This window comes from Kribbella sp. NPDC006257 (assembly GCF_040613535.1).
Classification (GTDB): domain Bacteria; phylum Actinomycetota; class Actinomycetes; order Propionibacteriales; family Kribbellaceae; genus Kribbella.
Window position 1 is genome coordinate 144,632 of sequence record NZ_JBEXSJ010000020.1, and the last position, 13,292, is coordinate 157,923.

Here is a 13,292-nt window from a genome sequence, read left to right on the forward strand (position 1 = left end):
GGCGCTGTCCATCGATCAAGCGTACCGGCCCGGGGTTCTTTGGTGCATGTTTGAATCTGTTGGTTTATGATCATTCCATGACGATTCGTGGTGCGCGACGGACGGACACCAAACTGTCCGACGGCCGGGAACTGATCTACTACGACCCGGCCGACGCCCCGGTCCGGGTGCCCCGCGAGGACACCCGCGGGCTGCCGGAGCCGAAGCCGCAGGCCGAGTTCCGGACCGACCCGCTGACCGGTGACGTGATCGCCTACGCCACGCACCGCAACACCCGGACCTACCACCCGCCCGCCAACCAGTGCCCGCTGGACGCCAGCAAGCCGGAGAACCCGACCGAGATCCCCGACCACGACTACAACGTGGCCGTCTTCGAGAACCGCTTCCCGTCGTTCTCCGGACCCGGCCGGTGCGAGGTGGTCTGCTTCACCAGCGACCACAACAAGTCGTTCACCGACCTGTCCCAGGGCCAGGCCCGGCTGGTGGTCGAAGCCTGGGCCGACCGGACCGCGGAACTGAGCGCCCGGCCGGACGTCGAGCACGTCTTCCCGTTCGAGAACCGCGGCGAGGAGATCGGGGTGACGCTGAGCCACCCGCACGGCCAGATCTACGCGTACCCCTACCTGCCGCCCCGGATCAAGACCCTGATGGCCCGTGCCCGCGAGCACCAGGAAGTTGCCGGGAGCAACCTCTTCGCCGACATCCTGGCCGCCGAGCGGAAGGAAGGCACCCGGGTCGTCGCCGAGAACGACAACTGGACCGCCTTCGTCCCCGAGGCGGCCCGCTGGCCGGTCGAGGTGCACCTCTACCCGCACCGCCAGGTCGCCGACCTCTCCGAACTCTCCGGCCCCGAGCGCGACGACTTCGCCGAGCTGTATCTCGACGTCCTGCGCCGGCTGGACGGCCTGTACGGCGACCCGCTCCCCTACATCGCCGCCTGGCACCAGGCCCCGGTCCGGATCGACCGCGAACTCGGCTACCTGCACCTCGAGGTGCTGTCGATCCGACGTACGAAGGACAAGATCAAGTACCTGGCCGGCTCCGAATCCGGGATGGGTGCTTTCATCTCCGACACCAAGCCCGAAGACGTGGCCGAGACATTGCGAAAGGTCGGTTCGTGAGCAAGTTCGCGGAGATTTACGGCAGTGCTTTTGGCCTCGCCTCCGGCTCGGCGGGTCATGAGGCTTAACTCCCGTCCTTCCCTCGTCCCTCCGGTCGCTTCGCTCCCTCCACTCCTCAGTCCAGGCCAGGAGGCCTCATGACCAGCTTTTCAACTGTTTTCGGTAGTCAGCCCGAGGGTTCCTGGCGGGCGCCGGGGCGGGTGAACCTGATCGGGGAGCACACCGACTACAACGACGGGTTGGTGATGCCGATCGCGTTGCCGAACCAGATCGTGGTGACCGCGGCGGCCCGGACCGACGGCCGGTTCGCGGTGGCGACGAGCGGGCAGGACGGCATCATCGAGTTCGCGCTCGACGAGTTGTCACCTGGCTCGGTGGACGGCTGGGCGGCGTACCCGGCAGGCGCTGCCTGGATACTGCGTGAGTCCGGCTACCCGATCGGCGGTGCGAACCTGCTGGTCGATTCCGACCTGCCGACGGGCGCCGGCCTGTCCTCCTCGGCCGCCCTGCTGTGCGCCACCTCCGTTGCCCTGCTGGGATTGCGCGGCATCGACGTCGACCCCGGCGAGGTCGCCCGGCTCGCGCAGAAGGCGGAGAACCAGTACGTCGGTGCGCCGGTCGGCCTGATGGACCAGATGGCGTCGATGTGCTGCACCGCCGGCCATGCCCTGTACTTCGACATCCGCGCGATGTCGACCGATCAGATCCCCTTCGATCCGGCAGCCGACGGACTCGCCTTGCTGGTGGTCGATGTGAAGGCACCGCACCGGCATGTCGACGGTGAATACGCGGCGCGCCGGAAGAGCTGCGAGCAGGCCGCGGCCGAGCTCGGCGTACCGGCTCTGCGGTCGGTCGAATTCGGCAAGCTGGACGAGGCGCTGGCGCAGTTGCCCGACGACGTCGTACGCCGTCGGGTGCGGCACGTGGTGACCGAGATCCGCCGGGTCGAGGAAGCCGTCGAGCTGATGCACGCGGGCCGGTTGCGCGATGTGGGTCCGTTGTTCACCGCGTCGCATGTGTCGTTGCGCGACGACTTCGAGATCACCGTGCCCGAGCTGGACGTGGCAGTCGATGCTGCCCTCGCCGCAGGCGCACTCGGTGCCCGGATGACCGGCGGCGGTTTCGGCGGCTGCATCATCGCGCTGGTCGAGGCGGACGCTGCCGACGCGACCCTCGCCGCAATCGAGAAAGCCTTCGCCGAGAACGACTTCACCCCGCCAAGCTCACTCGCCGCCACCCCCTCACCGGGAGCCTCCCGCCTGAGCTGACAGCCTCGGTTCAGGAGGCGATGACGAGGTCGCAGTTGGTGTCGCGCATGGCTTTGCGGGCTGCGGTGGACAGGCCGGAGTCGGTGACGACGACGTCGAGGTCGCCCCAGCCGGCGAAGGTGCTCAGGCCGACCGTGCCCCACTTGGTGTGGTCGGCGACGACGATCACCTCGCGGCTGGCAGCGATGAAGGAGCGGTTGGTCTCGGCCTCCATCAGGTTCGGCGTACTCAGGCCGTGTTCGGCGTCGACGCCGTGCGCGCCGAGGAACAGCAGGTCGAGATGCAGCGACTGCAGGGCTGCGGTGGCGATCGGGCCGACCAGCGCGTCCGACGGCGTACGGATGCCGCCGATCAGGACGACGGTCCGGTCCGACCGGCCGTTGCCGTGGAACACGTCGGCGATCCGGGCCGAGTTCGTCACCACGGTGAGGTTCTCGACCCGCAGCAGTTGCCGGGCCAGCGCGTACGTCGTGGTGCCGGCGCCGATCCCGATCGCGCTGTCAGGTTGCACCCGGCGGGCGGCTTCGGCGGCGATCGCGTGCTTGGCGGCCGACTCCTGGGTGAGCTTGGCGTCGAAGCCGGGCTCGTGCGCACTGCGCAGGCCGACCGAGGTGGCGCCGCCGTGCACCTTGTGCAGCAGGCCGCTGGAGTCGAGCGCGTCCAGGTCGCGGCGGATCGTCATGTCCGAGACGCCGAACCGCTCGACCAGTTCGGCGACGGTGATCGCACCCCTGCTGTTGACCTCGGCAACGATCGTCGCCTGCCGCTGGGCAGCGAGCTGACCGCCCCGGCCGCGGGACGCTTCGGCACTACCAGCTGCACTCACAGTCACAGCCTAAAGGTTGATGTCCAGGAAAGCAGTGCGAAAACGTTCGTTTGTGTGGTGTAAGGGAAGGAAAGCGAAGCGAAGGAAGGCGGAGGGAGGGGCAGTTTATGTGGTGTGCAGCGGAAATGTGATTGCCGCCCGGCGTGGGGCTTGGGAGGCTGGGGTATGCGATTCCCTGAGGATGTTCCGGTACTGCGTGATGACGTGGTCACGTTGCGGGCGCACACGAGCGACGACGTGGACCCGGCGTACGAGGTCTGCCAGGACCCGGAGATGCAGCGCTGGACCACCATCCCGGTGCCGTACGAGCGGGAGAACGCGGTCCACTACCTGACCGAGTTCATCCCACAGGGCTGGCGCGACGGCAGTTCCTGGGGCTGGGCGATCGAGTACGACGGCCGGTACGCCGGCACGATCGACCTGCGCCCGACCGGCGGCGGTGTCGGTGAGGTCGGGTTCGCGGTGGCGCCGTGGGCCCGCGGTCGCGGGGTGATGACGCGGGCGCTCAACCTCGCCGTCGGCTACGCGTTCGAGCAGCAGGGCTGGACCCGGGTGATCTGGCGCGCCTACGTCGGCAACTGGGGTTCGCGCCGGGTCGCCTGGAAGGCGGGGTTCCGCGGCCTGGTGAAGGTTCCCGACGGCGGCTTCGCGCGCGGCGTACGGAAGGACGAGTGGATCGCCACCCGGAGTCGCGACGATGCCGCCGAGCCGGCCGGGAACTGGTGGCAGAGGCCGACGCTCGAGGGTGACGGGCTGCGGTTGCGCGCGATGCGCGGTTCGGATGCCAAGCGGGTGATGGAGGCGTGCAACGACGAGCGGACCCAGCACTGGCTGGCCGGGATGCCGTCGCCGTACCAGCTGGAGGACGCCGAAGGCTTCATCGAGAGCCGGCTGGAGAACCTCGCGAGCGGCGAAGGAGTCTCCTGGGCGATCGCCGATCCGGTCACCGACGACCTGCTCGGCAACGTCAGCGTGTTCGACCTGAAGAACCGGATCGACGCGACGGTCGGCGAGGTCGGCTACTGGGCGCACCCGGACGCACGGGGGCGCGGTGTGATGTCCGCTGCTGTCGGGCTCGCGGCGAAGCACGCGTTCACGCCGATCGAGGAGGGCGGCCTCGGCCGGCGCCGGCTGATGCTGTTCGCTGCCGAAGGCAACACTGCCTCTGCCCGGGTCGCCGTCGCGAACGGCTTCACCCTGACCGGTACGGCGCGTGCCGCGAGCCCACGCCGGGACGGGTCCTACGACAACCTGCTCTGCTTCGATCTCCTGCGCGAAGAGCACACAAAGTGAGGGTATGGCAACGATCCGTACCCCCACTTCGTCGCACAATGCGACGAATCGGTGTCATCCGACACCTGTTCCCCTCGCCGTGCGACGTTCTGACTGGTTGAATCGACGAGTGAGAGATCGTGAGGAACTCGTCCGCCGCTGGCAGGCCGGGTGGTCTGTATCGCGGGGCTGGACCAAGGTCGACGACGACAACGACGGGATCCTGACCGTGCGCGCGGGTGAGGAGAACCGCGCCATGGAGTACGTCGTACTGGACGCCGACGACAAACCCGAGCGGGTGGAGCGGGCGGCCGAGCTGGCCCTGAACGCCGGGGGTGGCCGGGGCGCCGGCTGGATCACGCTGGCCACCGACGACCGCGAGGCCCGGGTCGACCAGCTCGAGGACCTCGGGCTGGAGGTGCAGCGCGAACAGGACTGGCTGATGACCATCCAGCTGTCCGAGCAACCCGCGCTGACGGTCAACGAGCGGTATACGCTGCGCACCGAGATCGAGGACGACCTGATCATCACCCGGGCCACCCTGCACGGCGGGGTGGTGTCGAGCGGGCGGATGGCGGTGGTCGGCGAGGACGCGGTCGCGGACCGGATCGAGACCGATCCGGCGCACCGAAGACGCGGTCTGGGCAGCGCGGTGATGGCCTCGCTGGTCGAGACCGCGGCGGCCCAAGGCGCCAAGCGCGGCATCCTGATCGCCTCGATCGACGGCCTGCGGCTCTACCGCAGCCTCGGCTGGAAGGTCATCGCCGACATCGTGATCGCCCGCTCTGCCTAGACCGCCCATTTCAGGTGGGTGACGGTCTCCCGCAGAGCTTCATCAGTGCCGACCGGGTCCTCGTCCTGCTCGGTCATCGGATGAGTGGGTACGCCGTACGCGGAGAGCTTGCCCGTGGTGAGCAGCAGCGCGCCGCTGGCGGTCTTGATCAATGACTCGCCGAGCGTCGGCCACTTCTCGTACGCCCTGCTCAGCAAGGGATTCCGCGACCGCCGTACCGACCGGTCCTGCACCAACGACAAGGCGCACAGCAACTCCTCATCGTATTCCGGACCGGCACAGTACGTGATCCGCGCTACGTCAAAGGTTTGTCAATGCCGAGTTCAGGTTCGCATGAAGGGTCGTGGTCGCCGATCGGATCCGCTACGGTCCCTCGCGTGACGAACCCGCCCAACGACCAGAACCCCTTTGTTCCTTCGAACCTGGGCCCCGACGACTACGACCGCGACGAGCCCAGAGGTCATCGGCGGCGCAAGCGCGGCGTGGTCGCGCCGATCATCGGAGCTTTGGCCGTGCTGAGCCTGGTGATCGCCGGCGGCTGGTACGTGACCCGTGACACCAAGGACCCAGTCGCGACCGGTCAGCACGATCCGCTCACCGTCGTGACCGACGAGGTGTCCACTCCCCCGGTCGACGACACGACGCCGGCTCCGACCGCGACGCCCAGCAACACACCGTCGAAGACGCCGAGCAAGAAACCCAGTGCGACGCCGACGCCGACACGCTCCACCACGGCACCGAGCCGGAACGCGACCCGCACTCCCAAGCCGACGCCTACGCACACCAAGACGCCGACCCCGACGACGAAGCCCACCACGAAACCGCCGGCACCGAGCGGTTCCAAGGAAGCCCAGGTCCTGCAGCTCACGAACAACGAGCGCGCCAAGGCAGGCTGCGGTCCGCTGCGCACCAACAGCGCACTCACCCGCGCCGCCGACCTGCACGCGACCGACATGGTCGTGCACCACTACTTCGACCACAACAGCCAGGACGGCCGCAGCCCGTTCGACCGGATGAAGGCCGCCGGCTTCAAGGGCGGCTCGATGGCCGAGAACATCGCCGTCGGCTACAGCACCGCGGCGGCCGTGGTGGACGGCTGGATGCACAGCGAGGGACACCGCCGCAACATTCTCAACTGCTCCTACACGATGATCGGTATCGGCTACGACAGCGGCCAGGTCAAGCCCGACTGGGGCAACGGCAGCTGGGTCCAGGACTTCGGCGGCTGACCCTCTCCCTGGTTCAACGCCTTTGCCTGGTTCAACGTTCGGCAATCGTTAAGACAGTTCACACATCTGTAACAGTGACCTTGCCGATCGGTTAGGGTCACTGTTCGGTAACCAGGGGGGCCTGGCAACGAACGCACGGGAACGACGGACTTCCGGTACGACGAAACTGAAGAGGACTCGCCCACCCATGACGGAATCGCCAACCCCTGGGCGACACCGCGGCAGACGAGCTGCGCCGAAGAAGCGCAGCGGCCTGATCGGCCCGATCGTCAGCGCGCTGTCGGTGTTGCTGGCCATCGGACCGGTGGTCTGGCTTGTCAGCAAGCACGACGGTTCCGCCGTCGCCGACGACACCAAGGTCCTGAACATCTCCCAGGACAACGCCGGCCCGGCCGCGGTCGACGACACCAGCACGGCCGCGAGCAAGCAGCCCGGCAAGAAGGTCACCGTCACCGCGACGCTGCCGAACGGCGTCGTCACCACGATCACCCCGACCGGTACGCCGCAGCTCGGGTCGGCCGAGTCGACCGCGAGCAACACACCGAGCGGCGGACCGTCGACGCCCGGTGAGGTGACGACGGTGACCGTCACGCCGGCCGCGCCGCGCACGGCGACCGGCGGCGGCAAGACGACGTACCCGAAGCCGCCGACCAAGACACCCACGAAGACACCGACGACCACCAAGACCCCGGACGAGCCGCCGCCTCCGCCGCCCGGTGGCGGTGGCACCAGCTCCACCGAGCGCGAGGTGCTCGACCTCACCAACGCGGCCCGGCGCAACCAGGGCTGTGGCCCGCTGTCGCTGGACGACAGCCTGGTCGAGGCGGCCGGCAGTCATGCGTCGGACATGGTCCGCCGGCACTACATGGACCACACGAACCCGGACGGCCAGGACCCGGGTGACCGGATGGCCGCGGCCGGCTGGCGCGGCTCGGGCTGGGGCGAGAACATCGCGGCCGGCTACAGCACCGCCCAGAAGGTGTTCAACGCCTGGATGAACAGCGACGGGCACCGGGCCAACATCCTGAACTGCAGGTTCACCAAGATCGGCATCGGGTACGACCCGGGTCAGGTGAAGCCCGAATGGGGACCGGGTAGCTGGGTGCAGGACTTCGGCCGGAACTGACCTCTTCGCCTCGGGGGAGGCGACCGTGAAGGGAACAGCAGACAATGTCAGAACCCGGTGCAAGCCGTGCCCGGCGCGGTCGCAGGGCCGCCGAATCGCCCTCCCGCGTCAAGCGGACGATGGTCGCGATCGGCACCGTGATGCTGGTGATCACCCCGATCTCCTGGATCCTGCTGCACGAACCGCAGTCGGACCAGGCGGACGCGTCGATCCCGTACGTCACCCGCGACGACGACACCTACCCCGACGCCTCGAACGAACCGGTCGTGGCGACCAGCAGCACGCCGTCGGTCAAGCCCACACCGGGCGCGACGGCGACCAAGCCGACCCGTACGCCGACCGCCACGCCGACGCCGGGCGACGACCCGACGACCACGCCGTCGGACCACCCGACCACCGTGCCGACCGACCGCCCGGGCGACCCGGACACGCCGGGCCAACCGACCCGCACGGCCGCCTCCCACGGGCCGAAGCCGACGTCGGTACCCAGCAAGCCGCCGACGAGCCAACCACCGGCCGACGACGGCAGCATGGACGGCGACGAGCAGCAACTGTTCTCGCTGATCGACGACGCGCGAGTTCAGCACGGCTGCGCGCCGCTCAACCGCAACAGCAACCTGAGCGGCAACGCCGGCAACGAGGCTGACAGCCGCGCCAAGAACAACGACTCCAGCTCCAGTGGATCAGAGGCTGCGGCCGTCGGCGACGACATGTCTGCGCAGGGCGCATTCGACGAGCTGAAGAACGAGAACTCCGGCACGCTGTTCGACTGCAGTCTGCACGAGTTGGGCGTTGGCCGAGACACCAAGGACTACAGGAGCTGCAGCGTCGTCATCTTCTGCAGTGACCGCACCCGGGTTGCTTGGGTGGCTGACTTCCAGTAGCGGGTCGATTACCAATAACAGCGGCTCGGCGAGATCGGGCCGCTGTTGTGGTGTTTGGTGCGACCATGGGGTGAAGTTCCATCCACCTTGCGGGAGGCCGGATGTTTGGCGAGCGGGACGATCTCGATGCGGCCAGACCTGCGCTCTACGGCATCCCGCCGGACGCGCTGGCCGACGAGCGCCCCGATCCCCGGCCGGAAGACGCCCGCCGGGTCGGCCTCAGCCGGCACACCGAGGAGGGCGCGGTGGTCCACTTCGCCTCGTCTCTGGACGGCGCCAAACCCGGCCACAAGATGATGGCCTGGATCCTCCTGATCACCTTCGCGGCCCCGGCCCTCTACACCCTGCTGCTTCTCCTCTAGCCCGCCGCGAGCCCCGGCCGGGCCGCCCACGCTCTGCACCTCCTCTTCCTCCTCTAGCTCGCCGCGAACTCTTGTCGGTGCCGCTGGGGCGTAGTGCCGAGGAGCAGATGGAAGTGGTGCCGCAGTGCGGCGCTGCTGCCGAAGCCGCTCTCGGTCGCGATCCACTCGATCGGGTGATCGGTGGTCTCCAGCAGCAGCCGCGCGCGATCCAGTCGCTGGCGGAGCAACCAGGCCTGCCCGCTGTTCCCGGTCCTGGCCCGGAACTGCCGGGTGAAGGTCCGCCGGGACAGCGCCACCGCGGCCGCCCATTCGTCCAGCGAGATCGGTTGATCCAGCCGGGCCCTGGCCCACACCATCGCGCGCTCGATCACGTCGTCGGTGGGATCTGGCGGCAGCGGGACCGGGATGTACTGCGCCTGCGATCCGCTCCGGTACGGCGCAACCACGATCGTCCGGGCCAACTGCTCCGCGAACTCCACGCCGTGGTGGGTGCGAACCAGATGCAGACAGCAGTCCAGCGACGCCGCCGTACCGGCCGAGGTCAGCAGATCGCCGACGTCGGACCAGAGCACGTCGGCCCGTACGTCGAGGTCCGGGTACCGCGCGGCGAGCCGATCCGCCCAGCGCCAGTGCGTCACCACCTCGCGCCCGGCCGCGATCCCGCTCGCCGCGACCAGGAACGCCCCGAGGCACAGACCGACCACGGTCGCACCTCGCCCATGCGCGGCCCGGATCGCCTCGACCAGGCGGTCGGACGGCTCCACGTCCGGATCCCAGCTCGGCAGGATCACCACATCCGCACGGTCCATCACGGCCAGCCCCTGCTCGACGTACAGGCCGAACCCTGCGTTGGTGCCGAGCCGACCCGGCTGCTCGGCACATACCTGTACGTCGTACTGGGCGTCGCCGAGCCGGTCGCCCAGCACCAGGCAAGGCACCGAGAGGTGGAACGGGCTCATCCCGTCGAACGCGAGAACCGCTACCGAACGCATGGCCCGATCTTAGGGAAGTGTGTCCCTCGGGCCAATGGTGAGCTCGCCGCGGGCCTTGCAGGATGAAGCCATGAAAATCACTCATGTCGGCGGGCCGACCGCCTTGATCACGCTCGGCGGCCTCTCGTTGCTGACCGATCCTGCCTTCGACCAGCCCCGGGACTACCAGTTGCCCGGGCGGGTGATGACCAAGCTGACCGGGCCGGCGCTGGAGCCGGCCGAGCTCGGGCCGATCGATGCCGTGCTGCTCTCGCACGATCAGCACAAGGACAACCTGGACGACCTGGGCCGGGAGCTGCTGGCGACGGTTCCGCTGGTTCTCTCGACCACGGATGCGGCCGAACGGATCCCCGGCGTCCGCGGTCTGGCCAACTGGGAATCTATCGACGTGCCGCGGCCCGGTGGCGGCGTACTCACGGTCACTGGCCTGCCCGCGCGGCATGGTCCGGAGGGCTGCGAACCCAAGACCGGCATCGTCACCGGCTTCCTGCTGACCGGCGACGGACTCCCGACCGTCTACGTCTCCGGCGACAACGCCTCGGTCGACCTCGTGAAGGAACTGGCCGACCGGCTCCAAGCCGGCAGCGTGCCAGGTGGCACGGTCGACGTTGCGCTCCTGTTCGCCGGGGCCGCTCGGACTCCGCTGCTGGACGCCACACTCACGCTGACCTCCGAGGAGGCCGTCGAAGCAGCCCGCGTGCTGGCGCCGGCCACGATCGTGCCGGTGCACACCGAAGGCTGGGCGCACTTCACCGAAGGTCCTGAGCTGCTGGCCAAAGCCTTCACCACCGCCAACCTGGCCGATCGTCTCCGCCTCCCGGTCCCCGGCGTCGCCCTGGATCTCTAGCGCGTGTGAGTCGCCCAGAAGGTTGTCAGGTCGACGGCTGTGGCCGACTGGGCGGCACGCTTGAAGGCTGCTGGAGTGGAGATGCCGTACCAATGGTCGTGCACGTAGGTCCGCAGCATCGCGCTCATCGCGGTGCTGCCCAGCAGGCGTTCGAGATCGTGGAGCATGCACGCGCCGTACGTGTAGACGTAGGTGCCGTAGCTGTTCGGGTGGGTCTTCCAGAAGGCCATCGAGTTGGTGAACGATGTGCCGAGGTCGCCCGGCCAGCAACCGGGCTTGGTGTCACCGGCGAAACGGTCGGTGGAGTAGACGGCGAACGACTCGTCCAGCCACGGATCGGCGTACTCGTTGTTCCCGACGATGCCGTACCACCATTGGTGCGCCACCTCGTGGACGGCGGCGCTCTCTCCGTACGGCGGGGCGACGAGCAGCACGAAGCCGGGATACTCCATGCCGCTGAACGCGCCCCATTTGTCGTTCAGGACGAGATCGAGCTCGCCGTACGGGTAGGTCCCGAACCGCCGGCCGAAGTCGTCGACCGCCGCGACCGCATCCGTCCTCGCGGCGGCGACGGCACCCGCGGTCACGACGGAGGTCCACCACGTTCGGACCTTCACCCCACCGGGTGAGGTCACCTCGGAATGTTCGAACGGCCCAGCGGCCCAAGCGAAGTCGCGGACCTGCTTGGCGGTGATCAGGCCGCCCGACTGCGTTCCGGTCGCCGGCACCTGCAGGCTCGCAGGGTGATTCAGCCGTACGGCGAAGTCGGCGGCCGCTGCGTAGTAGCTCTCGCCGATCCCGACATCCGGTTCGAGATGCCAGCCGGCCGCGTCGCGATGGGCGAGCACCGGCAACGCGTTGCCGAAGTAGTTGTAGGCCCCTGAGCGGCCGAACTTCTCGGCCCGGCTCGGTGCGGTGACGGTGAGTTCGAAGGCGACCGACGACTGTTTGCCCGGGGCAACCGGTTTGGCGAGGGTCACCCGCAAGGCGGTGCACGCGACGGTCGGCGTACCGGGTGTGCCACCGGAGAAGTGGGTCACCTTGACGGGCGACGAGGTGCAGCCGTCCCAGGCGTTTCCCCACAACCGGAGGTAGATCTCGGGCAGCGGCGCCGACGAGGTGTTGGTGAAGGTCACCTGCTCGCGGCCGGTCCAGCTGACGCCGGCCGCATCGGTGGCCAGCTGCACGTCGTACCGCAGGGGTTCTTCATTGCTGGTAGCAACGGTTAAAGGTGCTGAGAGCAAGGAAAGGGTGAGCAGCAGACGCACGCTCGCAGGTTATCGAGTCAGCGGCGCCGGGTCAGGACCGTCCGGCAACCAATCGTGTACCAAGATCTCATCGCCGACCCGGATCGTGCCGGGGCTGAGCACGGACGCCTTCATCCCGAAGCTCACGCCGCCGCCGTAGTCGGGTTGCCGCCGGTACGACGCGAGTGTGCGGGTCGGCTCCGGGCCCGTCTTCTGGCCTGTGGCTTGGTCGACCGTCGGCACGGCGCACCGGATCGAACGGCAGGCGTAGCCTAACTCGAGTTCGCCTGCCGACGCCCGCAGCACCCGGTCCTCGGTGTGCGGCTCGTCCCAACCCGCGATTACGAGGTTCGGGCGGAAGCGGTTCATCGGGATCGCGTCGCCGCCGCGCTCGACGATCCGTGCGTTCAGGCCGTCGAGTGACGCGTGCGAGGTGATCATCAGCGCGTGGGCGTCACCGAAGCCGGTCTGGCCTTTGTGTACGCCCCAGCCGGGTCGGTCGTGTTCGGGCGTCACCCGGACCAGCGCGGTCGGACGCTCGAGGCGCTCGGAGAACCAGGCGTCGGCAGCCGGGTCCTGGATGATGGCGTCGCCGAACCAGTGGTTGAAGAGGCTCACGTCGCGCCGCTTACCGTCGTACTGGATCGGTACTGCGAGGTCTTCGGATCCGTCGGCGGAGAGGTTTAGGTTGTCGCCCTCGATGGAGACTCGGAGCGGGGCCATCGCGGGGACTGTGCGCTGGCTCATGAAGGTGCCGTCGGGGTTGACCAGCATGAAGACGCGGTCGTGCAGGAGGCCGGTCGGCGTCACCACGGCCTGCTCGACCGAAACCCCGGCCAGGCCCTTCACCGGGTAGTAGCGCAGCTCGGAGACCTTGGCTGAGGACACCGAGCAAAACTACCCCGCCGTCGGCCCTCTCTGCCGCCCCGAAAGGCAGAAGCTGACAGCCCCCTGTCAGCTTCTCCCGAAGGTCCCCGCCGGAGCCGCCGGCGAGGCGAACCCCTCAGCATCCGTCAACGGCTCAGCCTTCCCCGCCAACTCCCCCAACCCCACCACCTCATACGGCGGCTGCCCCCGCCGCCCCACCTCACTCAACTCAGGAACCCCGTTCACCCCCGCCACCAACACCACATTCCCAAACCCTTTCCCCCGCAAAACCTTCCGCTCGGCGAGCGCCACTCCCACCGCACCAGCGGACAGGGCCGGCGAAGCCGCCCGGCGTGCGGCGGGCGGCGCGGGGGCGCCCGCCCCCTCCACCACCGCTGAGGCGGAGGCCGCCGCCTCTCCACCGGGGGGGGGTGCGGTGAGGGGGGTGAGGAGAGTTG

General features: G+C 68.7%; 14 protein-coding genes. 9 read left to right on the forward strand and 5 right to left on the reverse strand.

Annotated elements, in window-relative coordinates:
- Positions 1 to 77 precede the first annotated feature (77 nt).
- On the forward strand, positions 78 to 1,121 hold the full coding sequence (gene galT, locus ABZ004_RS24175; protein ID WP_355682976.1) for a galactose-1-phosphate uridylyltransferase: 1,044 nt from the start codon (positions 78 to 80) through the stop codon (positions 1,119 to 1,121).
- Between the two features lie 137 nt (positions 1,122 to 1,258).
- A complete protein-coding gene (galK, locus tag ABZ004_RS24180) occupies positions 1,259 to 2,389 on the forward strand; it encodes a galactokinase (RefSeq protein WP_355682977.1) in 1,131 nt (376 codons plus the stop codon).
- 10 nt (positions 2,390 to 2,399) lie between these two features.
- Here galK and ABZ004_RS24185 read toward each other — a convergent pair whose 3' ends face one another.
- On the reverse strand, positions 2,400 to 3,215 hold the full coding sequence (locus ABZ004_RS24185; protein WP_355682979.1) for a DeoR/GlpR family DNA-binding transcription regulator: 816 nt from the start codon (positions 3,213 to 3,215) through the stop codon (positions 2,400 to 2,402).
- A 165-nt stretch (positions 3,216 to 3,380) separates the two neighbouring features.
- Here ABZ004_RS24185 and ABZ004_RS24190 point away from each other — a divergent pair, with 165 nt between their 5' ends.
- Both ABZ004_RS24190 and ABZ004_RS24195 read left to right on the forward strand, forming a co-directional pair.
- Positions 3,381 to 4,508: a GNAT family N-acetyltransferase gene (locus ABZ004_RS24190; protein ID WP_355682981.1), complete on the forward strand. Its 1,128-nt coding sequence runs from the start codon at positions 3,381 to 3,383 to the stop codon at positions 4,506 to 4,508.
- A 109-nt stretch (positions 4,509 to 4,617) separates the two neighbouring features.
- The gene (locus tag ABZ004_RS24195; RefSeq protein ID WP_355682983.1) at positions 4,618 to 5,280 is read left to right on the forward strand and encodes a GNAT family N-acetyltransferase; all 663 of its coding nucleotides are present in this window, start codon (positions 4,618 to 4,620) and stop codon (positions 5,278 to 5,280) included.
- Here the strand turns inward: ABZ004_RS24195 and ABZ004_RS24200 are convergent.
- Positions 5,277 to 5,522 carry a hypothetical protein gene (locus tag ABZ004_RS24200; protein ID WP_355682985.1) on the reverse strand — a complete coding sequence of 82 codons (246 nt, stop codon included), beginning with the start codon at positions 5,520 to 5,522 and terminating at the stop codon, positions 5,277 to 5,279. The two genes, ABZ004_RS24195 and ABZ004_RS24200, sit on opposite strands and share 4 nt — an antisense overlap.
- Positions 5,523 to 5,657: 135 nt before the next feature.
- On the opposite strand from ABZ004_RS24200, the gene ABZ004_RS24205 reads away from it, so the two are divergent.
- The 4 genes from ABZ004_RS24205 (at position 5,658) to ABZ004_RS24220 (ending at position 8,881) form a co-directional block, all read left to right on the forward strand.
- Entirely contained in the window at positions 5,658 to 6,509 is an 852-nt protein-coding gene (locus ABZ004_RS24205) for a CAP domain-containing protein (protein ID WP_355682987.1), read from the forward strand.
- Between the two features lie 187 nt (positions 6,510 to 6,696).
- Positions 6,697 to 7,635 carry a CAP domain-containing protein gene (locus tag ABZ004_RS24210; RefSeq protein WP_355682988.1) on the forward strand — a complete coding sequence of 313 codons (939 nt, stop codon included), beginning with the start codon at positions 6,697 to 6,699 and terminating at the stop codon, positions 7,633 to 7,635.
- 44 nt (positions 7,636 to 7,679) lie between these two features.
- Entirely contained in the window at positions 7,680 to 8,519 is an 840-nt protein-coding gene (locus tag ABZ004_RS24215) for a hypothetical protein (RefSeq protein WP_355682990.1), read from the forward strand.
- 101 nt (positions 8,520 to 8,620) lie between these two features.
- Positions 8,621 to 8,881, forward strand: coding sequence for a hypothetical protein (locus tag ABZ004_RS24220; protein ID WP_355682992.1), 261 nt, complete (start codon positions 8,621 to 8,623; stop codon positions 8,879 to 8,881).
- Positions 8,882 to 8,934: 53 nt separating this feature from the next.
- On the opposite strand, the gene ABZ004_RS24225 is transcribed toward ABZ004_RS24220, so the two are convergent.
- Positions 8,935 to 9,873 (reverse strand): helix-turn-helix domain-containing protein, encoded by a 939-nt coding sequence (locus tag ABZ004_RS24225; RefSeq protein WP_355682994.1) that lies wholly within the window; start codon positions 9,871 to 9,873, stop codon positions 8,935 to 8,937.
- Positions 9,874 to 9,943: 70 nt separating this feature from the next.
- Here ABZ004_RS24225 and ABZ004_RS24230 point away from each other — a divergent pair, with 70 nt between their 5' ends.
- Positions 9,944 to 10,720, forward strand: a complete 777-nt coding sequence (locus tag ABZ004_RS24230; RefSeq protein WP_355682995.1) for an MBL fold metallo-hydrolase — start codon at positions 9,944 to 9,946, stop codon at positions 10,718 to 10,720.
- Here the strand turns inward: ABZ004_RS24230 and ABZ004_RS24235 are convergent.
- On the reverse strand, positions 10,717 to 11,907 hold the full coding sequence (locus ABZ004_RS24235; RefSeq protein ID WP_355682997.1) for a M1 family metallopeptidase: 1,191 nt from the start codon (positions 11,905 to 11,907) through the stop codon (positions 10,717 to 10,719). The genes ABZ004_RS24230 and ABZ004_RS24235 overlap by 4 nt on opposite strands.
- Positions 11,908 to 11,997: 90 nt before the next feature.
- Positions 11,998 to 12,855: an MOSC N-terminal beta barrel domain-containing protein gene (locus ABZ004_RS24240; protein ID WP_355682999.1), complete on the reverse strand. Its 858-nt coding sequence runs from the start codon at positions 12,853 to 12,855 to the stop codon at positions 11,998 to 12,000.
- Between the last annotated feature and the right edge of the window lie 437 nt (positions 12,856 to 13,292).